The organism is Brevundimonas pondensis, from assembly GCF_017487345.1.
GTDB lineage: Bacteria > Pseudomonadota > Alphaproteobacteria > Caulobacterales > Caulobacteraceae > Brevundimonas > Brevundimonas pondensis.
On record NZ_CP062006.1, the window covers coordinates 3,152,501 to 3,175,598 of the forward strand.

Sequence of the window (23,098 nt, forward strand, 5' to 3'; positions counted from 1 at the left end):
AAGAACTTCGCTAGGACACCGCCGCCTGCGTTTCTCTTTCCAGATCAACGATTTCAAAGACCAGGACCGGAAGAACCGGCCGGACTGTTTAGCGCCGGTCCGCGGCGGAGGCGGCTGTTTAGCTGCCTCAGTTTTCGGTGTCAAGCAGTTCTTTTTAAAGAACTTTCTTTTCACCAAACCGCCCCGGGAAGGAGCGGCGGAGGCGGCTATCTAGTGAGAGCCGATCTCCTTGTCAACCGGGCTTTTCAGCCTTTCTGCAGTTTCGAAAACCGAAGCTTCCGACACCCACAGAAAACCGCCGAGACAACCAGAAGGTCAGCCCCTCAATGCATTTCAGCGATTCGATTGAAGCGCGGAGACTAACCGATCCAACCACCCGAGGCAAGAGGCTTTTTCAAACCCCGCCCCAGACAAAACCCCGGAAAATCAACTCCGAAGCCAGTCGGGCCAGCCCGTCGCCGAGCGAGGTGGCGATATACAAACTCACCCCCCGCACCACAAGACATAAATGACGAAAAGCTCAAGAAACTCAACGAACCGGAATCATCCGCGCCACATATCCGCCGCTCTTTCGCTACGCGCGCGCACCCACTAAAGAGACGTCGCCCAGATATTGGATTTTTATTCCTCAAGAGGCGCCAAAAACGAGAAACGCGTCAGACGAGAGCCGCAAGCGCGACCTTCTGTGGTGTTTTTTTCCACTCAACCTGAAGACCTCGGTTGCATCGCAATATGAGGCCGGGCATAAAGGCCGCCAGTTGAAAGGTTCTTCCGTGCCCCACCGCGCCGCCATTGCTGCGATCCTGAGCCCCGCGAAAGCGGCGGCCGATCTGCGCGTGCTGTCGCTGGGCGTACTCCTTCTTTCGGTAATTCTTATTCCGCTTAGCCGAGCGGTGTGGATGCCTGCGACCTGACCTAACCCAGTCAAAATCGCCCGCTTCACCCCGCTCCCTCCCGGCAGCGGGGTTTTTCATGTGCCCAATACAGAGCCGATAGGCAGAACCTTCCAAAAAAACCGATGACCAACTCGCCTGACAGCAAAAAACGACCCAACGCACGCAGTTCGGCCGTCACCCAGGGGCCGAACCGGGCCGCGGCGCGGTCCTATCTGCGCGCGGCGGGCATGCAGGACGCCGACTTCGACAAGCCGATGATCGCCATCGTCAACACCTGGTCGACGGTCACGCCGTGCAACATGCACCTGGACCGTCTGGCCAAGGACGTGCGCGCCGGCATCATCGCGGCGGGCGGCTATCCGGTCGACTTCAACACCATCGTCGTCACCGACGGCATCTCCATGGGCACGGCGGGCATGAAGGCCTCGCTGATCAGCCGCGAGGTCGTCGCCGACTCCATCGAGCTGGCGGTCGAGGGGCATCAGCTGGACGGCGTCGTCTGCATCGTCGGCTGCGACAAGACCATCCCGGCGGCGGCCATGGCCCTGGCCCGGATGGATATCCCCGGCCTGGTCTATTACGGCGGGACCATCCTGCCCGGCCGCATCGGCGAGAAGGAGGTCTCGGTCCAAGAGGTGTTCGAGGCCATCGGCGCCCACGGCGCGGGCGCCCTGTCGGACGAGGGCCTTAAAGCTGTCGAGAGCGCGGTCTGCCCTGGCGCCGGCGCCTGTGGCGGCCAGTTCACCGCCAACACCATGGCGATGGCCCTGTCGATGATGGGCATCAGCCCCATGGGCGCCAACGACGTCCCCGCCGTCGATCCCGGCAAGGGCGCGGAAGGGCAGCGTTGCGGTCGTCTGATCGTCGAACGCGTTTTCGCCGGCGACACCGCCCGCAAATACATCACCAGGGCCAGCCTGAAGAACGCCGCCGTCGCCGTCTCGGCCTCGGGCGGCTCGACCAACGCCGTCATGCACCTGACCGCCATCGCCGCCGAGGCCGGCGTCGACTTCGGCATCGAGGACTGCCACCAGGCCTGCGTCGAGGCCCCGGTCATCTGCGACCTGAAGCCCGGCGGCCGCTTCCTGGCCTCCCACCTGTTCGCGGCGGGCGGCACGCGCCTGGTCGCCCAGCGACTGGCCGAGGCCGGCAAGATCGTCAACACGCCGACCGTCACCGGCCGCAGCCTGTTCACCGAGGCCGCCGAAGCCGAGGAGACCCCGGGCCAGAAGGTCGTCACCAGCATGGACGCCCCCGTCATGGCGCGCGGCTCCTACGCCGTCATCTATGGCGACGTCGCTCCCGAAGGCGCCGTCATCAAGTTGACCGGCCACAAGGTCGACCGCTTTGAAGGCCCCGCCGCCGTCTTCGACTGCGAGGAGGACGCCTTCCACGCGGTTCAGGACGGCTCGGTCGGCGAAGGCGACGTCATCATCATCCGCTACGAAGGCCCCAAGGGCGGTCCTGGCATGCGCGAGATGCTGCAGGTCACCGCCGCCCTGAAGGGCCGCAAGGTCGAGAACGTCGCCCTGCTGACCGACGGTCGCTTCTCGGGCGCCTCCTACGGCTTCGTCGCCGGCCACGTCTCGCCCGAAGCGGCGGCGGGCGGCCCGATTGCACTCATTCGCGATGGCGATCCGATCGTCATCGACGTCACCAACCGAAGGATCGATGTGCTCGTCGATCTGGAGGCGCGCCGGGCGGACTTCGCCCCCAACCGGGTCCGTCCGGCGCAAGGCGTTTTCGCGAAATACCGCGCCGCCGTCGCCTCCGCCTCGCAAGGGGCCGTGACCATCCCCAATCCGCCGCCGGCCCAAACGGCCGAAACCTATTCCAACGCCGCCATCTCTGAGGACGCCTGACCCATGGCCATCACCATCTACACCAACGACGACATCAAGCCGGGTGCCATCGCCGGCCAGCGCATCGCCGTCATCGGCTATGGCTCGCAGGGCCGCGCCCACGCCCAGAACCTGAAGGACTCGGGCCATGACGTCGTCGTCGGCGTTCGCCAGGGCGGCACGGGCTGGAAGCATGCGACGGCCGACGGCGTCCCCACCGCCGAGCCGGCCGAGGCCGTTCGCGGCGCCGACATCATCGCCATCCTGACCCCGGACATGATCCAGAACGAGGTCTATCGGGACATCATCGAGCCCAACGCCAAGCCGGGCGCCGCCCTGCTGTTCGCCCACGGCTTCTCGATCATCTACGACCGCATCACGCCGCGCGACGACATGGACGTCATCCTGGTCGCGCCCAAGGGTCCGGGCGATCTGGTCCGTCGCGAGTTCGCGCGCGGTCGCGGCGTCCCCAGCCTGTTCGCCATCGAGAAGGACGCGACCGGCAAGGCGCGCGACCGCGCCATGGGCTACGCCAAGGGCATCGGCGGCGCGACCGGCGGTCTGCTGGAAACCAGCTTCCGCGAAGAGACCGAGACCGACCTGTTCGGCGAACAGGCCGTCCTGTGCGGCGGCGCCAAGGAGCTGGTCATCTCGGGCTTCAACACCCTGGTCGAGGCCGGCTACCAGCCCGAGATCGCCTACTTCGAATGCCTGCACGAGCTGAAGCTGATCGTGGACCTCTTCTACGAGGGCGGCATCTCCAAGATGCACCACTTCATCTCGGAAACGGCCAAGTGGGGCGCCGTCGCCTCGGGCCCGCGCGTCATCACCGACGAGACCCGCGCCCGCATGAAGGAGGTCCTGACCGAGATCCAGGACGGCACCTTCGCGAGGAACTGGATCGCCGAGAACGAGGCCGGCAAGCCGCAGTACCAGGCCTGGCTAGACGCCGATCGCCAATCCCACATCGAGCAGACGGGCGCCCGCCTGCGCGAGCGCATGGCCTGGCTGCAGACCCCCAAGTCTGAAGCCGCCTGACCCGCATATATATAAAGAGAGACTGACCCGATGAGCGCCGCCGCGCCCGCCCTGAAAACCGCCTCCGCCCCGGCGACCGTGAACGACACGGCCACCGGCGCGCGCCTGCTCGTCTCCAGCCTGGAGCGGATGGGCGTGGAGGTGGTCTTCGGCTACCCCGGCGGCGCCATCATGCCCATCTACGACGCCCTGACCGGCACGGGCCTGAAGCACATCCTGGTCCGTCACGAACAGGGCGCGGCCTTCGCCGCCGACGCCTATGCCCGCGCCTCGGGCAAGGTCGGCGTCTGCATGGCCACCTCCGGCCCCGGCGCCACCAACCTGATCACCGGCATCGCCAACGCCATGATGGATTCGGTGCCGATGGTCTGCATCACCGGCAACGTTCCACAAGGCGTCATGGGCACCGACGCCTTCCAGGAGATCGACATCCTGGGCGTCACCCTGCCGATCGTGAAACACTCTATATTAGTGCGCGACGCGTCGGAGATCCCGGCCGCCGTCGAACAGGCCTTTCACATCGCCGCCTCGGGCCGCCCCGGACCGGTCCTGGTCGACCTGCCCAAAGACGTCCAGTTCGCCACGGCGGCCGCCCCGTTCGGCTTCAACATCCCCAATGAAGCCAGCGACGTCGATCACGACGCCATAGCCGAGGCCGAACGCTTCATCCGCGCCGCCGAACGCCCGCTGATCTACGTGGGCGGCGGGGTGAAGATCGGTCGCGCGACCGAGGCCGTCCGCGCCTTCGCCGAGGCCACCGGCATCCCCACCGTCTCGACCCTGAACGCCCTGGGCACGGTCGCCACCGACGCCCCCGGCTATCTGGGCATGCTGGGCATGCACGGCACGCGCGCCGCCAACGAGGCGGTCCAGGCGTCCGACCTGCTGATCGTCCTGGGCGCCCGCTTCGACGACCGCGCCACCGGCAAGCTGGCCGAGTTCGCGCCCCACGCCCGCGTCGTCCACTTCGACATCGACGCCTCCGAGATCGGCAAGCTGCGCGAGACCCATGTCGCAGTCGCCGGCGAGCTAAAGCCCGGCGTCGAGGCCCTGACCGCTCGCATGGCCGCTGCGCCTCTGGCCATCGATCCCTGGGTCATCCGCTGCGCCTCGGCCGCCGCCCATCACGCCGCCCGCTATGACGCGCCGGGCGAAGGCGTCTATGCGCCCGCCCTGCTGAAGCAGTTGTCCGAGATGGCGGGCGACCGCTTCGTCGCCGCCTGCGACGTCGGCCAGCATCAGATGTGGGCCGCCCAGCACTGCCGCTTCTCCAAGCCCGAAGCCCACATCACCTCGGGCGGTCTGGGGGCCATGGGCTTCGGCCTGCCCGCCGGTCTGGGCGCCAAGCTGGCCGATCCGTCGGCCACGGTCGTCACCATCGCCGGCGACGGCGGCTTCATGATGAACATTCAGGAGCTGGCGACCCTGAAGCGCTACGGCGTCGCCCTGAAGATCGTTCTGCTGGACAACTCGTCGCTGGGCCTGGTGCGCCAGTGGCAGGAGCTGTTCTTCGAGGAGAACTATTCCGAGGTCGATCTGTCCGACAATCCGGACTTCGTGAAGGTGGCCGAGGCCTTCGGCGTCGAGGCCTTCCGCATCGCGCAACGCGATCAGGTCGAGGCCGGCATCGCCCGCCTGCTGGCGGCCGACGGCCCCTGCCTGGCCCACGTCGTCATCAACCCCAAAGAGAATGTCTGGCCTCTGGTTCCGCCGGGCAAGAGCAACGCTGAAATGATGGAAGGCGCATAACATGAGCGACACCATTCACATCCAGATCGACCGGGCCGACGGCTCGCTTCAGCGTCTCATCGGCCTGGTGGAACGCCGCGGCTTCCACATCGACGGCATGAGCATGGCCGACGAGGGGCCTTCGCGCCGCATCGCCCTGACCGTGCGCGGCCGCGACGCCGCGCGCTCCATCGACAACCTGGGCTGCCAGATCGATCGCCTGTTCGGCGTTTCGCGCATCAAGGCCCCCGCCTTCCAGTCCGAGGCCGCGTAATGTCCCGAGTAGAACGAGTATCCAGAACCGCAGAAATCGCGGCGTCCGATCCCAACCGCGTCATCATCTTCGACACCACCCTGCGCGACGGCGAACAGGCGCCCGGCTTCTCCATGTCGGCCGAGTCCAAGCTGAAGATGGCCCATGTCCTGCGCGACCTGGGCGTGGACGTGATCGAGGCCGGCTTCGCCGCCGCCTCGCCGGGCGACGAGGAGTGCATCCGCCGCGTGGCGGGCGAGATCGAGGGTCCGGTCTTCGCCTCGCTGTCGCGCGCCAACGAGAAGGACATCGACGCCTCGTTCCGGGCCCTGTCGCCCGCGCCGAAGTCGCACCGCCGCTGCCACGTCTTCCTGGCCACCAGCCCGATCCATCGCTCGGCCAAGCTGCGGATGAGCACCAACGAGGTTCTGGCCACGATCTCGCGCACGGTGGAATACGCCGCCTCGATGTTCGACGACGTCGAGTTCTCGGCCGAGGACGCCTTCCGCACCGAGCCGGAGTTCCTGGCCGAGGCCCTGATGGCCGCCGCCGACGCCGGCGCCCAGACCCTGAACGTGCCCGACACTGTCGGCTACGCCACGCCCGAAGAAGCGCGCCAACGCTTCGCCTATCTGGACGGGATCATCCGCCCGCGGCACGCCGACATCATCTTCTCGTCGCACGCGCACAACGACCTGGGTCTGGCCGTGGCCAACTCCCTGGCCGCCGTCGAGGGCGGTGCGCGTCAGATCGAGGGCGCGATCAACGGCATCGGCGAACGGGCCGGCAACGCCTCCATCGAGGAGATCATCATGGCCCTTCGCACTCGCGCGGACCGCTATGGCGTCAGCGTATCGGCCGAGAGCCGCCACCTGGTGCGGGCCTCGCAGACCCTGCGCGACGTGACCGAGACGGTCATCGCCCGCAACAAGGCCATCGTCGGCCTGAACGCCTTCGCCCACGAGGCCGGGATCCACCAGCACGGCATGATGGCCGACGCCCGCACCTACGAGATCATGCGTCCCGAGGACGTCGGTTTCGAGGGCAGCTACTTCGTGCTGGGCAAGCATTCCGGCCGCCACGCGGTCGGCAAGCGGGCCGAGGCCCTGGGTCACGTGCTGGAAGGCCAGCGCCTGGCCGACGTCTTCGCCGGCTTCAAGCAACGCGCCGACCAGATCGGCGAAATCAATGACGCGGAGCTGACCGCCATCATCACGGCTGTGACGGCCAAAACCCTGAATGGGGGCGCCTCCGCACAAATGGACAAGACCTATGCAACCGCTGGCTAAGAATATCTGGATCAACGGCGAACTGACGCCCTGGGCCGACGCGAAAATCCACGTCATGAGCCACGCCCTGCACTACGGCACCTCGGTGTTCGAGGGTATCCGCGTCTATGACACCCCGAACGGCCCATGCGGCTTCCGCCTGACCGACCACGTGCGCCGCCTGTTCGACAGCGCGCGCATCTATCACTTCCCCCTGCCCTTCACCGAGGACGAGCTGGTCCAGGCCTGCAAGGACGTGGTCCGTTCCGAGGGCCTGCGTTCGGCCTACCTGCGCCCCCTGGCCTTCCTGGGCGAGTGCGGCATGGGCGTGTCCCCGAGCCCGGAGAACATCCGCACCGACGTCATGATCTCGGCCTTCCCCTGGGGCGCCTATCTGGGCGAGGAAGCCCTGGAAAAGGGCGTCGACGCCTGCATCTCCAGCTGGAACCGCGTCGCCCCCAACACCATCCCGGCGGGCGCCAAGGCGGGCGGCAACTATCTGTCCGGCTATCTGATCGGGCGTGAAGCCCGCGTCGGCGGCTTCGGCGAAGGCATCGCCCTGGGCGTCGACGGCCGCCTGTCGGAAGGCGCCGGCGAGAACCTGTTTGTGGTCAAGGACGGGGTGCTGATGACCCCGCCCGCCGCCGCCTCCATCCTGCAGGGCATCACCCGCGACAGCGTCATGAAGCTGGCGCGCGGTCTGGGCTATGAGGCCCGCGAGCAGATCCTGCCGCGCGAAGCCCTCTACGTCGCCGACGAGGTCTTCATGACCGGCACCGCCGCCGAGATCACCCCAGTCCGCTCCATCGACGGCATCGCCACCCGCTCCAACGGCCCCGGCCCGATCACCAAGGCGGTCAACAAGGCCTTCCGCGGCCTGTTCGACGGCACGACGCCCGACCGTTTCGGCTGGCTGGAGCCCATCGGCGAGGCGACGACCGCCCCCAAGGAGCGCGTGCATGAGCCAGCCTAGGACCCTGTACGAAAAGGTCTGGGACCGGCACGTCGTCGTGCCGGAAACGGCCGAGACGCCGGGCGTTATGTATGTGGACCTGCACCTGGTCCACGAAGTCACCTCGCCCCAGGCCTTTTCCGAAATCGAGGCGCGCGGACTGAAGGTCCGCCGCCCCGACCGCACCTTCGCCACCCTCGACCACTCGACCCCCACCCTGCCCGCCGGGCCGGACGGCCAGCGCCCCTATGTCACCGGCCAGGCCCGCAAGCAGGTCGAGACCTTGGAGGCCAAGTGCGCCCGTCACGGCATCGAGCTGGCCGGTTGGGGTTCGGACCAGCGCGGCGTGGTTCACGTCATGGGCCCTGAGCTGGGCCTGACCCAACCGGGCATGACCGTGGTCTGCGGCGACAGCCATACCGCCACCCACGGAGCGTTCGGCGCCCTGGCCTTCGGCATCGGCACCTCCGAGGTCGGCCACGTCCTGGCCACCCAGTGCCTGTTGCAGCGCCGCGCCAGGTCCATGCGCGTGACCGTCGACGGGCGCCTGCGTCCCGGTGTGTCCGGGAAAGATGTTGCTCTGGCCGTCATCGCCGCCATCGGCTTCGGCGGCGGCACCGGCTACGTCATCGAATATGCCGGCGAGGCCGTGCGTTCGCTGGACATGGAAGGGCGCATGACCCTGTGCAACATGTCCATCGAGGCGGGCGCCCGCGCGGGCATGATCGCCCCGGATCAGACGACCATCGACTGGCTGCGCGGCCGCAAGCACGTCCCCGCCGACTATGAGGCCGTCGCCGCCGACTGGCTGAGCCTGGCCTCCGACCCCGGCGCGACCTTCGACAAGGAAGTCGCACTGGACGGCGCCGCCATCCGCCCCATGGCCACCTGGGGCACCACGCCGGATGCCGGCGCTCCCGTCGGCGCCCCCGTGCCGCAGCCGCGCTCGGACTCGGACCGCAAGGCCATCGACTACATGGGCTTCACCGCCGGCGAAGCGACGACGGGCCACAAGGTCGACGTCGTCTTCATCGGCAGTTGCACCAATGGCCGCCTGCCCGACCTGCGCGCCGCCGCCGACGTCCTGCGCGGCCGCAAGGTCCAGCCGGGTGTGCGCATGCTGGTCGTGCCCGGCTCCGAGGCCGTGCGTCGCGACGCCGAGGCCGAAGGTCTGGACAAGGTCTTCATCGAGGCCGGCGCCGAATGGCGCATCCCCGGCTGCTCCATGTGCATCGCCATGAACGGCGATTTCGTCGCCCCCGGCCAGTTGGCGGTCTCGACCTCCAACCGCAATTTCGAAGGCCGTCAGGGCAAGGGCGCCCGCACCATCCTGGCCAGCCCGGCGACCGCCGCGGCCAGCGCCGTCGCCGGGGTCCTGACCGACCCACGCGCCTATCTGGAGGCCGCCCTCCTCATGCAGCCGAGCGCCGTGCGCGCGGCGGTAGGAGCAGAATAATGTCTGATGCATTCAAGGTTCTGACGTCGAAAACCCTGACCCTGAGCCAGGCCAATATCGACACCGATCAGATCATCCCGGCCCGCTTCCTGACCACCACCACGCGCGAGGGTCTGGGTGCCCACGCCTTCCATGACTGGCGCTACGAAGCCGACGGATCGGCCAAGCCCGAGGCGGTGCTGAACCGCATCGACTCGACTGAACAGCGCATCCTGCTGGCCGGGCCCAACTTCGCCTGCGGTTCGTCGCGCGAACACGCCCCCTGGGCCCTGCTGGACTATGGCTTCCGGGCGGTGATCTCGACCGAGATCGCCGACATCTTCACCTCCAACGCCCTGAAGAACGGCCTGCTGCCCATCGTCGTCGACCAGGCTGTCTGGGACGATCTGGCGGCCCACCCCGAACAGCCCGTCACCATCGACCTGGAAGCCGGCGAGATTCGCCGCGGCAACGTCGCCCCCGTCCCGTTCAAGGTCGAGGCCTTCGCCCGCCAATGCCTGCTCGACGGCGTCGACACCCTCGGCTGGCTGCAATCCAAGCTGCCCTACATCCAGACCTTTGAGCGCTTCCGTGAACCGGAGACTACCTGATGCCCCACACCCGCACCTTCAACATCGTGGTCCTGCCCGGCGACGGCGTCGGGCCTGAGGTCGCTCTGGCCGCACAGCGCGTCCTGAATAGCATTGGCGACATCTACGGCCACAGGTTCGAGTTCACCGAGCACCTGATCGGCGGCGCCGCCATCGACGCGACCGGCGAAGCCCTGCCCGAGGACACCAAGGCGGCCTGCCTGGCCGCCGACGCCGTTCTGCTGGGCGCGGTCGGCGGTCCCAAGTGGGACGGCTCGCCGGTTCGGCCCGAACAGGGGCTGCTGGCCATCCGCAAGGCCATGGGCCTGTACGCCAACCTGCGCCCGCTGCAGGTCTCGCCGGTCCTGGCGCACCGCTCGCCGCTGAAGAAGGAGATCGTCGAGGGCGTCGATCTGATCGTTTTTCGCGAACTGACCAGCGGCGTCTATTTCGGCGAGAAGACCCGTACCGCAACCAGCGCCTCGGACCTGTGCGTCTATACGGTCGAGGAGATCGAGCGTATCGCCCGCGCCGCCTTCCAGGCCGCCCAGCAGCGCCGCGGCAAGGTCACGTCGGTCGACAAGGCCAATGTCATGGAAACCAGCCGCCTGTGGCGCGAGGTCGTGACCCGCATCCACGCCGAGGAATATCCGCAGATCACCCTGGAGCACGCCCTGGTCGATTCCATGGCCATGCACCTGATCCGCAAGCCGCGCGACTATGACGTCATCCTGACCGAGAACATGTTCGGCGACATCCTGTCGGACGAGATCTCGGTGCTGGGCGGCTCCATCGGCCTGCTGCCCTCGGCCTCGCTGGGCGCGGATGGCCCCGGCCTGTTCGAGCCGATCCACGGCTCGGCGCCCGACATCGCCGGTCAGGACCTGGCCAACCCGGTCGGCATGGTGCTGTCGGCCGCCATGATGCTGCGTCACAGCTTCGATCTGGAAGACGAAGCCAACTCGATCGAGGCCGCCGTCGCCGCCGTCCTGGCCTCGGGCGCCGTCACCGCTGATCTGGGCGGAGCCCTGGGCACGGTCGAGGCCACGCGCGCCATCGTCGACGCCATTCGCGCCATCCACTGGGCCGCCGCCCGTCACGTGCCGATGCACTGGGCCTGAGCCTCCCGCGCCGACCTATGGATTAAAGAGAAAGGGCGGACCTCACGGTTCGCCCTTTTTACATTCAGTTGTCGATCAGGCCCTGCAAGGCCGCCGACATCCGCCGCGCCAGCTCGGCCTTTTGCGTCTCGTCCAGCGACGCATAGCCGTCCGACAGCTCGCGCCCAATCGCCATCCCCATGATCAGGCCCGCCGCCAGACGCGCGCGCACGGGGGCGTCCGGCCCGCCGATCCAGGCGGCCAGAGGGTCGAAGAAGCGGTTGTTCGAGGTGCGCTGCATCACGTCCATCGCCTTGGCCGAACCGACCGAGCGCAGCAGGATCAGCAGGCCGCGCATCTTGGCCCCGCCTCCGTCCGCCTCACAGGGCGTCAGGTCGCCGTAGACAATCTCGCGCGCCAGCCGATCGCCGAAATCCTCACGCGGGCCTTCCATCAGGTCGCGGCCGTTCTTGCAGCTGTCCAGGACGGCGACGAACAGATCTTCCTTGGAGCCGAAGTAGCGGCTGATGAGGGCCGCATCCACGCCGACGTCGCGCGCAACGTCGCGCATTCCGACGTCGTCATAACTGTCGGAACAAAAACGCTCCCGCGCCGCTTCCAGAATAGCCTGGCGCGTGGCGTTCGCATTGCGTGGTCGGGGGGCGTCGCACAGGACCAAGTGGTCGTACTCCAATAAACCTTATCGCCTATATGGCTTTGTCATCAGGCGTTGACAAGCGCAACCATGATCATCAATAAGTCACCCGATGTTGACTGGCGCCTCCTCCCCCGATGAGCGCCGTTCCGCTATGTCTGTTACGTCAAAATCCCCTCCCAAGGAGAATGCGCCGATGCGCACGGTGAAGATCGCGGCCGCGTCCGTACTGATGGCGACCGCCCTCTATGGCTGTTCCAAGGGCGGCGAAGCGCCCGCCCCCCAGGCCCCGCCGGTGACGGTGGCCCTGCCCCTGGCCCGCCAGATCGTCGATTGGGACGAGGTCACGGGTCGCTTTGAGGCCCCCCGCACCGTCGACGTGCGCGCCCGCGTGGGCGGCTACATCCAGTCGGTCCACTTCAAGGACGGCGACTTCGTGCGTCAGGGCCAGCTGCTGTTCACGCTTGACCCGCGCCCGGCCCAGGCCGCCCTCGCCTCCGCCCAGGCCCAACTGGCCCAGGCCCAGGCCCAGCTGACCCTGGCCCGCACCGAGTTCACCCGCTCTGAAGGCCTGCTGGCCTCGCAGGCGGTGTCGCAAGCCGAAGTCGATTCCAAGCGCGGCGCCGTGGCCCAGGCCCAGGCCGCCGTCTCGGCCGCCAACGCCGCCATCCGCGCCCGCCAGCTGGACGTCGAGTTCACCCGCGTCACCGCCCCGATCGCCGGCCGCGTCTCCGACCGCCGCGTCGATCCGGGCAATCTGGTCGGCGGCGGCTCCTCGGCCGGCGACGTCCTGACGACCGTGGTTTCGGCCTCGCCGATCTACTTCGTCTTCGACGGCTCCGAAGCCCTGGCGCTCAAGTATCAGCGCGACGCCCGCGCCGGCGGCGCCGCGCCGATCCGCATCCGTCTGCAGGACGAAACCAGCTACGACCGCGTCGGCACGCTGGACTTCACCGACAACGCCATCGACCCGGCCTCGGGCACCATCCGCCTGCGCGCCGTGGTCCCCAACGCCGACGGCTTCCTGAAGCCCGGCATGTTCGGTCAGGCCCAGCTGGCCGGCGCCGGCGCCTACCAGGCCCTGCTGGTGCCCGACTCCGCCATCTCGACCGACGCGGCCCGCCGCGTGGTCATCGTCGTCAAGCCCGACGGCTCGACCGAGCCGCGCGCCGTCCAGACCGGACCCCTGGTCGACGGCCTGCGCGTCATTCGTTCCGGCCTGAAGCCGACCGACCGCGTCATCATCGCCGGCGGCCAGCGCATCCAGATGCCGGGCATGAAGGTCCAGCCGAAGAACGGAACCATCGCTCCGGTGGCCCAGCAGCCGAACGCGGCCCCCGTCACCCAGGCGGCGCCGGCTTCCAGCGCCTCCTTCGCCAACGCTGGCTGAACCTAAATGAACATCTCCCGCTTCTTCATCGATCGGCCGATCTTCGCGGGCGTGATCTCGGTGTTCATCACCCTGATCGGCCTGTTCGCCTATCCGATGCTGCCCCTGTCGCAGTATCCGGAGATCGCGCCGCCCACCATCACCATCAACGCCGCCTACCCCGGCGCCTCGGCCGAGACCCTGGCAGAGACCGTGGCGGCCCCCATCGAGCAAGAGGTCAACGGCGTCGAGAAGATGCTGTACCTGACCTCCTCGTCCACCTCGGACGGGGCCGTGGCGATCACGGTGACCTTCCAGCCCGGCACGGATCTCGATTCCGCCCAGGTGCTGGTGCAGAACCGCGTCGCCCTGGCTGAACCCAAACTGCCCGAGCAGGCCCGCCAGATCGGCGTGACGGTCAACAAGGCCGAAAGCGGCTTCCTGATGATCGTCGGCCTGACCTCGCCCGACGGCAGCCTGGATAACGACTACGTCGGCAACTACGCCAACTCGACGCTGCGCGACCGCCTCCTGCGGATCGACGGCGTGGGTCAGGTTCAGGTGTTCGGCGGCGGCAACTATTCGATGCGCGTCTGGATCGACCCGGCCAAGGCGGCCGAGCGCGGCCTGACGGGTCCCGACATCGTCGCCGCCCTGCGCGCCCAGAACGTCCAGGCCGCCGCCGGCTCCATCGGCCAGCCGCCCTTCGCCACCAACGCCGCCGCCTTCCAACTGCCGGTTCAGGTGCAGGGCCGTCTGTCCGACCCCGATCAGTTCGCCGACGTGGTCATCAAGACCGACGCCGAAGGCCGCGTGACCCGCGTCCGCGACATCGCCCGCGTCGAACTGGGCGCTCAGGATTACGGCATCCGCGGCTTCTTCGACGGCGAGCGCGGCGTTGGCGTGGCCATCGTCCAGCAGCCGGGGGCCAACGCGCTTGGCACCGCCAACCGCGTCCTGGCCGAAGTCGAGGCCGTCAAGGCCGAGCTGCCCGCCGGCATGGCCATCTCCATCCCCTACAACCCGACGGAATTCGTCGCCGCCTCGGTCGAGGCGGTGCAGCACACCGTGTTCGAAGCCGTCGTCCTGGTGGCCATCGTCGTCCTGATCTTCCTGCAGACCTGGCGCGCGGCCATCATCCCGATCATCGCCATCCCGGTGGCCCTGGTCGGCACCTTCGCGGTGCAGCTGGCCCTGGGCTATTCGATCAACTCCCTGTCGCTGTTCGCCCTGGTTCTGGCCGTCGGCATCGTCGTCGACGACGCCATCATCGTGGTCGAGAACGTCGAGCGATACCTGCGAGAGGGACTGACACCCAAGGAGGCCGCCTACCGATCCATGCAGGAGGTTTCCGGCGCCCTGATCGCCATCGGTCTGGTGCTGACGGCGGTGTTCGTGCCGACCGCCTTCGTCCCCGGCATCCCCGGCATCTTCTATCGCCAGTTCGCCGTCACCATCGCCTCGGCGACGCTGATCTCGCTGGTGGTGTCCCTGACCCTGTCTCCGGCTCTGGCGGCCCTGCTGCTCAAGCCGCACGTCCACCACGACAACGTCCGCAAGCCAGGCCTGTGGAACGCGGTCACCTACTACGTCCGTTGGGCCGGCGATAAGTTCAACCAGGGCTTCGACTGGCTGTCGGACAAGTACGGCCGCCTGACCGCCCGTCTGGTGCGTTCGCTGATGATCGTCATGATCGTCTATGCGGGCCTGCTGGCCCTCACCGGCTGGCGCCTGGTGGACACGCCCTCGGGCTTCATCCCGGAACAGGATCAAGGCTTCCTGATCGGCGTCATCCAGCTCCCGGCCGGCGCTTCGCTGGAACGCACCGAGGCCGTGATGAAGCGCGCCGACGAGATCATCCAGAAGACCGAGGGTGTCGACGGCACCGTGGCCTTCGCCGGTCTTGACGGCTCCAGCTTCTCGTTCGGCTCCAACGCGGCGACCATCTTCGTGCGCCTCGACGCCTTCGAGAACCGCACCAAGGAACAGGCCGCCACCGCCCTGGCCGGCGCCATCACCGGCGCCACCGGCGGCATTGAGGAAGCCAACATCTTCGTCATCGCCCCCCCGGCCGTTCAGGGTCTGGGCAACGGCAACGGCTTCAAGATGATGATCCAGGACCGTTCCGGCGCGGGCTACCGCGCGCTGGAAGGCGCCACCTTCGCCATGATGGGCGGCGCGGCCCAGATGCCCGATCAGGTGCAGCAGGTCTTCTCGACCTACAACACCGGCTCGCCCCGCATCGCCGCCGACGTGGATCGCAACAAGGCCCTGATGATGGGCGTGCAGCCGTCGGCGGTGTTCGACACCCTCGGCGTCTACCTCGGCTCGTCCTACATCAACGACTTCAACCTGCTGGGACGCACCTTCCGCGTCACCGCCCAGGCTGAACCGTCGGCCCGCGACGACATCGCCGACATCGCCAACCTGAAGACCCGCTCCGCCTCCGGCGCCATGGTGCCGATCGGCGCCGTCGCCAACCTGCGCGAGGACTCCGGTCCGGCCCGCGTCGTCCGCTACAACCTGTTCCCGGCTTCCGAGCTGCAGGGTCAGGCCGCGCCGGGCGTCTCGTCCGGCCAGGGCATCGCGGCGATGGAGCAGCTGGCTTCTCAGGCCCTGCCGCAAGGCTTCAGCTACGAGTGGACCGAACTGGCCCTGCAGGAGAAGCAGGCCTCGGGCGGCGCCTCGATGATCTTCATCATGGCCGTGGTCTTCGTCTTCCTCGTGCTGGCGGCGCAATATGAGGCCTTCACCCTGCCGCTCGCGGTGGTGCTGATCGTCCCCATGTGTCTGCTGGCGGCCATGATCGGGGTGAACATCCGCGGTCTGGACAACAACATCCTGGTCCAGATCGGCCTCGTCGTCCTGATCGCGCTGGCGGCCAAGAACGCCATCCTGATCGTCGAGTTCGCCAAGCAGGCTGAAGAGGAAGAGGGCATGGATCGCTTCGAAGCGGCTGTTTACGCCGCCAAGGTGCGTCTGCGTCCGATCCTGATGACGTCCTTCGCCTTCATCTTCGGCGTCGTGCCGCTGATGCTGGCGACCGGCCCCGGCGCCGAAATGCGCCAGTCGCTGGGCACGTCGGTCTTCTCCGGCATGCTGGGCGTGACCTTCTTCGGTCTGATCTTCACCCCGGTCTTCTACGTGATGATGCGCTGGCTCTCGGCCAAACTGCCCAAGACGCCGGAGAAGCCGCGCGACCTGCCGACCACCTACGGCGCGCCCGCTCATGATCCGTACGACCCCACCGACCCCGCGCCGGCGGCCCCCACCACGGCCAGCCCGCGCTTGGGAGACGCCTGATGAACCGTAAAGCCCTTCCCCTCCTGACTGCTTCCAGCGCCGCGCTTCTGCTCGCCGCCTGCGCGGTCGGGCCCAAGGCGCCGGCGCCCACTCTGCCGGTCCAGGGTCAAGGCGCCTTCATCGGCTCGCAATCCGCCTCGGTTTCGACCGAGGCGGCCCGCGCCGACTGGTGGCGACTCTACAACGACGCCACGCTGGACGGTCTGATCCAGCAAGCTCTGACCGAGAACAACGAGCTGGAGGCGGCCGCGGCCAATCTGCGCGCCGTTCGGGCCTCGCTGTCCGAAGCCCGCGCCGGTCGTCTGCCCACGACCAACGCCAACGCCGCCTTCAACCGCAGCCAGGCCTCGACCATCACCAACCCGGCCGCCAACGGCGCCAAGCTGGACGACGTCGACACCTACAGCGTCGGGCTGGACGTCTCCTACGAGGTCGACCTGTTCGGCCGCGTCGAGTCCTCCGTCCGCGCCGCACGCGGCGACGCCGCCGCCGCGCGCGAAGCCCTAGAGGTGGTGCGGATCACCGTGGCCGCCGAAACCGCCCGGGCCTATGCCGACACCTGCTCGGCCAACGCCCAGATCGCGGTGGCCGAACGCACCATCGAGCTGCAAGGCAAGACCGTCGACCTGACCCAGCGCCTGCTGGACGGCGGTTCGGGCAATGGTCTGGACGTGGCCCGCGCCCGCGCGGCCCTGGAACAGACCCGCGCCAGCCTGCCGCCGCTGCGGGCGTCGCGCGACGGCGCCCTCTATCGCCTCGCTACCCTGACCGGGCGCACCCCGGCCGAGGCCAGCGAGGCGGCGCGCGGCTGCCAGTCGCCGCCGCAGTTGTCGCAGCCCATCCCGATCGGCGACGGCGCGGCCCTGCTGGCCCGTCGTCCCGACGTGCGTCAGGCCGAGGCCCGTCTGGCCGCCGCCGCCGCCCGCGTGAACGTGGCGACCGCCAGCCTCTATCCGTCGATCAGCCTGGGGGGCTCGCTGGGCTCGACCGCGCTGGATTCCTCGGATCTGGGCGAGGACGCCAACTTCCGCTTCAGCGTCGGTCCGCTGATCAGCTGGAACTTCCCCAACATCGCCGTGGCCCGCGCCCGCATCAAGCAGGCCGACGCCCAGACCGACGCGGCCCTGGCGACCTTCGACCAGACCGTCCTGACGGCGCTGCAGGAAACCGAGACGGCGCTCAGCGCCTACGCCAACGAACTGGACCGTCGCACGGCCCTGCGCACCGCGCGGGATCAGGCGGCCACCGCCGCCCGCCTGTCGCGTCTGCGCTTCGACGCCGGCGCCGACAGCTTCCTGACGGTGCTGGATTCGGAACGGACCCTGGCCGGGGCCGACGCCGCCCTCGCCGCTTCGGAAGCCCAGGTCACCACCTACCAGATCGCCCTGTTCAAGGCCCTGGCCGGCGGCTGGGATCAGGCGCCCGCCCCCGAAGCCTGATCTTCGGATCATCGCTGAGAAATACAAACGCCCGGCAGGTTCGACCTCGCCGGGCGTTTTCTTTCACGCACCGACGCACGATTTCGACATTCTGGAGCGTGACCCCGGCGCGAATAATGCTCTAGGACAGGGGCATGACCGCTCCCGCCGCGCCCTCCCCCGCCGTCGAGATCGTCGCCTCGCCTGCGACGGCGCTGGCCCACGCGCGTCGCGTGGTGGTCAAGATCGGCTCCTCCCTGCTGGTCGACGCCGCCACCCGTGCGGTCACCCGCGACTGGCTGGCCTCCTTGGCCCAGGACATCGCCAACCTGCGGACCCAGGGCCGCGAGGTCATCGTCGTCTCCTCCGGCGCCGTGGCCCTGGGTCGCGGTCGGCTGAAGACCACGCCCGGTCGCCTTCAGGACAAGCAGGCCGCCGCCGCCGTCGGCCAGACCCTGCTGATGCACGCCTGGGAAGAGGCCCTGGCCCCCCACGGCCTGATCACCGCCCAGGTCCTTTTGACCCGCGACGACACCGAACGTCGTCGCCGCTGGCTGAACGCCCGCGCCACGGTCGAGGCCCTGCTGGCCCACGGCGTCGTCCCCGTGGTCAACGAGAACGACACCGTCGCCACCGAGGAAATCCGCTACGGCGACAACGACCGCCTGGCCGCCCGCGCCGCCCAGCTGGCCCGCGCCGACCTGCTGATCCTGCTGTCCGACGTGGACGGTCTCTACACCGCCGACCCGCGCCGCGATCCGAACGCCCGCCATCTGTGCCTGGTCGAGAGCCTCGGCCCCGACATCCTCGGCATGGCCAGCGGGGCCAATGCCGAGGCCGGGGTGGGCACCGGCGGCATGGCGACCAAGCTGGCCGCCGCCCAGATCGCCCGCTCGGCCGGTTGCGCCACCGTCATCGCCTCGGGCCTGACGCCGCATCCGCTCAAGGCCGTCGCCGACGGCGCCCGCGCCACCCTGATCACCGCCCCCGCCACGCCGCTGGCCGCCTGGAAGCAGTGGATCGCCGGCAGCATGGCGCCGGGCGGTTCTCTGACGCTGGACGACGGCGCCGTACGCGCCCTGAAGTCGGGCAAGAGCCTGCTGCCCTCGGGCGTGATCGCGGTCAGCGGCGACTTCGAGAAGGGCGAGAGCCTGCGCCTGCTGGATACGACCGGCGCCGTGGTCGGCCTCGGCCTGGCCGCCTATCCCGCCGACGAGATCGCCCTGATCCGCGGCCGCCATTCCGACGAGATCGAGACCCTGCTGGGCTATCGCGGCCCCTCGGTCGTGATCCACCGCGACGACCTGGTGCTGGAAACCCGATGACCGACGTAGCTGCCCCCATTCAAGACCTGATGCTCGACATGGGTCGCCACGCCCGCGCCGCCGCCGACGCCCTTCGCGCCACCACGCCGGAGACCCGCACCGAGGCCCTGACCCGTCTGGCGAGCGGCCTGCGCGCCGCCGAAGCCGAGATCCTGGCCGCCAACGCCCGCGACATTGAAAACGCTCGGTCCTCGGGACTGTCCGAAGCCCTGATCGACCGCCTGGCCCTGACCCCCGCCCGCGTCGAGGGCATGGCCGTCGCCGTCGAGACCATCGCCGCCCAGCCCGATCCGGTCGGCGCCGAAATGGCCCGCTGGACCCCCGCCAATGGTCTGGACATCGCCCGCGTCCGCACCCCCATCGGCGTGCTGGGCGTCATCTTTGAGAGCCGCCCCAACGTCACCGCCGACGCCGCCGCCCTCTGTCTGCGCTCGGGCAACGCCGCCATCCTGCGCTGCGGTTCGGACTGCCTGGAATCCTCGCGCGCCATCGCCGCCGTGGTGAGCCGCGCCGTCACCGAGGCCGGTCTGCCCGCCGACGCGATCCAGTTGGTCCCCGTCCCTGATCGCGAAGCCGTGGGCGCCATCCTGTCGGGGCTTGAAGGGACCATCGACCTGATCATCCCGCGCGGCGGCAAGAGCCTGGTCGCCCGCGTTCAAGCCGAAGCGAAAGCCCCTGTGCTGGGTCATCTCGAGGGGCTGTGCCACACCTATCTCGACGCCGCCGCCGATCTCGACGTCGCCCGCCGCGTCGCCGTCAACGCCAAGATGCGCCGCGTTTCGGTCTGCGGCGCCACCGAGACCCTGCTGGTCGATCGCGCCGCCGCCGGGCGCCTGCTGCCCGCTGTCGCCGCTGACCTCATCAACGCCGGCTGCGAACTGCGCGGCGACGCCGAAACCCGCGCCCTGGTCCCCGAAGCCGCCGAGGCGACCGAGGCCGACTGGACCACCGAATACCTGGCCCCCGTCCTGTCTGTGCGGGTCGTGGACGGGGTGGACGGCGCCGTGGAGCACATCCGGGCTTACGGCTCGGGCCACACCGAGGCCATCATCACCACCGACGCCGAGGCCGCCGAGCGCTTCGCCAACGGCGTCGATAGCGCCATCGTCCTGATCAACGCCTCGACCCAGTTCGCCGACGGCGGCGAGTTCGGCTTCGGTGGCGAGATCGGCATCTCGACCTCGAAACTGCATGCGCGCGGCCCCGTCGGGGCCGAACAACTGACCACCTACAAATACGTCGTGCGTGGCCAGGGCCAGACCCGGCCCTGATCCGGCTCGGCGCAGAAAACGCCGGAGCCCAAGCCCCGACCTTCCCCAATTCCACCCATCGGCCTCAAGTAGCGCGAAGCGCGATAGGCCCAAGAAAGATGCTTATGCGCCCCCTTCGGGGAGCGCATAAGCAATCACGTAGTCGCCCTCCGGCGTCTCCATGAAGTGATGCCCGCCGGCCATGATGACCAGGTACTGACGGCCGTTCTGCTCATAGATCATCGGATTGGCCTGACCGCCCGCGGGCAGGACGTCGGACCACACCGTCTTGCCCGTCTCGATGTCGATGGCGCGGATCAGGTCGTCAGTCGCGGCGGCGATGAAGATCAATCCGCCCGCCGTCACGGCCGAGCCGCCGTTGTTCGGCGTGCCAATCTCGATAGGCAGCATGGAGGGAATGCCGAACGGCCCATTCTTCCTCGCCGTGCCGAACGGCCGGTCCCACAGGGTGCGGCCGGTCTTCAGGTCGATGGTCCGGATGCCGCCATAGGGGGGCTGCTTGCACAGCAGGCCCGTGGCCTTGACCCGCCAGCCGGCGTTGACGTCGATGGCGTAGGGCACGCCCGCCTGGGGATCGCCCGCCCCCTCGGCCTTCGACTTCGACAGGTTGCCGCCGCGGTTGGCCGCCTCCTTCTCACGTTCGATGTAGCGGGGATCGTCGCGCGAGAACCAGCCCAGACGATCGGCCTCGGCGCGCGGCACCAGCCGGTTATGGTTGGGCATGTCGTTGTAGTTGGCCACGATCACGCCGCGCGCCGGATCAACCGCCACCCCGCCCCAGTCCGAGCCGCCGTTGTAGCCCGGATACTGGATCCAGTGCCGGTCCGAAGTCGGCGGCGTGAAGTAGCCCTCATAGGCCGCCTGACGGAACTGGATGCGGCAGAACATCTGATCGATCGGCGACATGCCCCACATGTCGCGCTCGGTCAGGTCCGCCTTCCGCAGCGTGTGGAACAGGGAGAAGGGCTGGGTCGGGCTGCGTTGCGACGGCTCCACCCCACCCTGGGGCACGCGACGCTCCTCGACCTTGTGCAGCGGCTGACCGGTGCGCCGATCAAGGACATAAAGGTCGCCCTGCTTGGACGGCAGGATCACCGCCGGCACGCCGCCGGGCATGTCCACCAGGGTCGCCTGCGAGCCCAGATCATAGTCCCAGACATCTTTTCGTACCGTCTGGAAATGCCAGCGCGGCTTGCCCGTCGTCACATCCAGCGCCACCAGAGAGGTCGAGTACTCGTTCTCGGCCGGGCGACGCAGGCCCGAGTAATAGTCCGCCGCCGAGTTGCCCATCGGCAGGAAGACCAGACCCAAGGCCTCGTCCGCCGTCGCCGTGGTCCACATGTTCGGCGTGCCCGGCGTATAGGTCTGCCCCTCCGGCGGCAGGGTGGTGATGTCCGGTCGCATCATGTCCCAGGCGAAGCGCAGCTGGCCCGTCACCGCATCAAAGCCCTGGATGACGCCGGACGCGTTCCAGCGCTTCTGCCCGTCCAGAACCTGATGTCCCGTCACCACCACGCCGCGCACGATGACCGGGGCCGAGGTGATGGAGACCATGCCCGGATAGGGGTCGCCCATGCCGGTCTTGATGCTGACCGCGCCATTGGTCCCGAACCCGGCGCACGGCGCGCCCGTGCGGGCGTCCACCGCCACCAGCCGCCCATCCAGCGTGCCCTCGATGATACGCGCGGCGCAGGGCTGGGCCGCATCGACGTTGGGTTGGGCGTAATAGGTCACGCCCCGGCAGGCGGCGGTATAGGGGATCTGATCGTCGGCGACCTGGGGATCATAGGTCCACTTCTGCTTTCCGGTCGTCGCATCCAGGGCGAACAGCCGATTGCGAGCCGAGCACAGATAGAGGGTGTCGCCGATCTTCAGCGGCGTGGTTTCCGCCCCGAACCGCTCCTCCGGCAGGTCGCCGGTGCGGAAGGTCCAGGCGCGCTGCAAGCCCTTCACATTGTCCTTGGTGATCTGGTTCAGCGGAGAATAGCGCTGGGCGCTGTCAGCCCCGCCATAGGCCGGCCAGTCGGCGCCCGTCTTGATCAGGGCTGGATCACCGATCCCGCCCTGCCCCGCCGCCGGCACCGGGCTGTCTACCCGCGCCTTGTTGGCCTGAGCCACCACGACGCCGGAGATCAGACCCAGGACGACGATCAGACCTATCCCACCGAACGCCAGCTTGCCGCCTCCGCCTTCGCGCTTCAGCGCAGGGAAGGACAGGACAACGAGGATCAACAGCACCAGGGGCGCGATCACGCGCGGGACCAGGGCCCAACCGTTCAGCCCGACCTCCCACAAGGCCCAGATGACTGTGCCGATGAAGATGAGGATGTAGAGCCAGGCTCCGGTCGCCTTCAGCAGGGCCAACAGCCCCCCGGACAGGATCATCATCAGACCGACGATCAGATAATAGGGCGAACCGCCCAGCATGATCAGCTGCCCGCCGCCGATGGTCAGCGTCAGGCCGATCAGGGCGATGATCACCCCGAGCAATCGCACCAGGACGCTTCCGAATCCGCGCCCGCGTTCAATGGAGGACATGCCGTACGACTCCCGGGGTTCAGCTTGGCCTTGCCTGAACCCCTCGAAAGCCGGGCCGTTCCAGAAAACGGCAGAAAAACGGCAGACAAGGTCAGGATCGCCCCGAAACCCTTGCTAA

The 23,098-nt window shown here is 68.3% G+C and carries 16 protein-coding genes; 14 read left to right on the forward strand and 2 right to left on the reverse strand.

All coding sequences use genetic code 11. The annotated features are described in order from the left end of the window. Positions 1–1,018 precede the first annotated feature (1,018 nt). Genes ilvD through leuB form a run of 9 tightly spaced genes read left to right on the forward strand, consistent with a single transcriptional unit; the run spans position 1,019 to position 11,122 of the window. A complete protein-coding gene (gene ilvD, locus IFE19_RS15560) occupies positions 1,019–2,758 on the forward strand; it encodes a dihydroxy-acid dehydratase (RefSeq protein ID WP_207823859.1) in 1,740 nt (579 codons plus the stop codon). A gap of 3 nt (positions 2,759–2,761) precedes the next feature. After that, a complete protein-coding gene (ilvC, locus tag IFE19_RS15565) occupies positions 2,762–3,775 on the forward strand; it encodes a ketol-acid reductoisomerase (RefSeq protein WP_207823861.1) in 1,014 nt (337 codons plus the stop codon). A gap of 30 nt (positions 3,776–3,805) precedes the next feature. Next, positions 3,806–5,524, forward strand: a complete 1,719-nt coding sequence (gene ilvG, locus IFE19_RS15570; RefSeq protein WP_207823863.1) for an acetolactate synthase 2 catalytic subunit — start codon at positions 3,806–3,808, stop codon at positions 5,522–5,524. A 1-nt stretch (position 5,525) separates the two neighbouring features. Continuing rightward, positions 5,526–5,777, forward strand: a complete 252-nt coding sequence (locus tag IFE19_RS15575; protein WP_207823865.1) for an ACT domain-containing protein — start codon at positions 5,526–5,528, stop codon at positions 5,775–5,777. Beyond that, positions 5,777–7,045, forward strand: coding sequence for a 2-isopropylmalate synthase (locus tag IFE19_RS15580; RefSeq protein ID WP_207823868.1), 1,269 nt, complete (start codon positions 5,777–5,779; stop codon positions 7,043–7,045). The genes IFE19_RS15575 and IFE19_RS15580 overlap by 1 nt, the downstream gene beginning before the upstream one ends. Continuing rightward, on the forward strand, positions 7,029–7,997 hold the full coding sequence (locus IFE19_RS15585; RefSeq protein WP_207823870.1) for a branched-chain amino acid transaminase: 969 nt from the start codon (positions 7,029–7,031) through the stop codon (positions 7,995–7,997). The genes IFE19_RS15580 and IFE19_RS15585 overlap by 17 nt, the downstream gene beginning before the upstream one ends. Then, positions 7,984–9,432, forward strand: a complete 1,449-nt coding sequence (leuC, locus tag IFE19_RS15590) for a 3-isopropylmalate dehydratase large subunit (RefSeq protein ID WP_207823872.1) — start codon at positions 7,984–7,986, stop codon at positions 9,430–9,432. Before IFE19_RS15585 ends, leuC begins: the two co-directional genes overlap by 14 nt. Continuing rightward, positions 9,432–10,022 (forward strand): 3-isopropylmalate dehydratase small subunit, encoded by a 591-nt coding sequence (gene leuD / locus IFE19_RS15595; RefSeq protein WP_207823874.1) that lies wholly within the window; start codon positions 9,432–9,434, stop codon positions 10,020–10,022. The genes leuC and leuD overlap by 1 nt, the downstream gene beginning before the upstream one ends. Further along, a complete protein-coding gene (gene leuB, locus IFE19_RS15600; RefSeq protein WP_207823875.1) occupies positions 10,022–11,122 on the forward strand; it encodes a 3-isopropylmalate dehydrogenase in 1,101 nt (366 codons plus the stop codon). Before leuD ends, leuB begins: the two co-directional genes overlap by 1 nt. A gap of 64 nt (positions 11,123–11,186) precedes the next feature. On the opposite strand, the gene IFE19_RS15605 is transcribed toward leuB, so the two are convergent. After that, positions 11,187–11,672: a TetR/AcrR family transcriptional regulator gene (locus IFE19_RS15605; protein WP_263972797.1), complete on the reverse strand. Its 486-nt coding sequence runs from the start codon at positions 11,670–11,672 to the stop codon at positions 11,187–11,189. Between the two features lie 280 nt (positions 11,673–11,952). Here IFE19_RS15605 and IFE19_RS15610 point away from each other — a divergent pair, with 280 nt between their 5' ends. The 5 genes from IFE19_RS15610 to IFE19_RS15630 all read left to right on the forward strand — a co-directional run bounded on the left by IFE19_RS15610 (position 11,953) and on the right by IFE19_RS15630 (position 20,442). Beyond that, positions 11,953–13,146 (forward strand): efflux RND transporter periplasmic adaptor subunit, encoded by a 1,194-nt coding sequence (locus IFE19_RS15610; protein WP_207823880.1) that lies wholly within the window; start codon positions 11,953–11,955, stop codon positions 13,144–13,146. 6 nt (positions 13,147–13,152) lie between these two features. Continuing rightward, the gene (locus IFE19_RS15615; RefSeq protein ID WP_207823882.1) at positions 13,153–16,428 is read left to right on the forward strand and encodes an efflux RND transporter permease subunit; all 3,276 of its coding nucleotides are present in this window, start codon (positions 13,153–13,155) and stop codon (positions 16,426–16,428) included. Next, positions 16,428–17,867: an efflux transporter outer membrane subunit gene (locus IFE19_RS15620; protein ID WP_207823884.1), complete on the forward strand. Its 1,440-nt coding sequence runs from the start codon at positions 16,428–16,430 to the stop codon at positions 17,865–17,867. Before IFE19_RS15615 ends, IFE19_RS15620 begins: the two co-directional genes overlap by 1 nt. A gap of 170 nt (positions 17,868–18,037) precedes the next feature. Then, on the forward strand, positions 18,038–19,171 hold the full coding sequence (gene proB, locus IFE19_RS15625) for a glutamate 5-kinase (protein ID WP_455423504.1): 1,134 nt from the start codon (positions 18,038–18,040) through the stop codon (positions 19,169–19,171). Next, the gene (locus IFE19_RS15630; protein WP_207823888.1) at positions 19,168–20,442 is read left to right on the forward strand and encodes a glutamate-5-semialdehyde dehydrogenase; all 1,275 of its coding nucleotides are present in this window, start codon (positions 19,168–19,170) and stop codon (positions 20,440–20,442) included. Before proB ends, IFE19_RS15630 begins: the two co-directional genes overlap by 4 nt. A 102-nt stretch (positions 20,443–20,544) precedes the next feature. Here IFE19_RS15630 and IFE19_RS15635 read toward each other — a convergent pair whose 3' ends face one another. Next, the gene (locus IFE19_RS15635; protein ID WP_207823891.1) at positions 20,545–22,980 is read right to left on the reverse strand and encodes a membrane-bound PQQ-dependent dehydrogenase, glucose/quinate/shikimate family; all 2,436 of its coding nucleotides are present in this window, start codon (positions 22,978–22,980) and stop codon (positions 20,545–20,547) included. Positions 22,981–23,098: the final 118 nt, after the last annotated feature.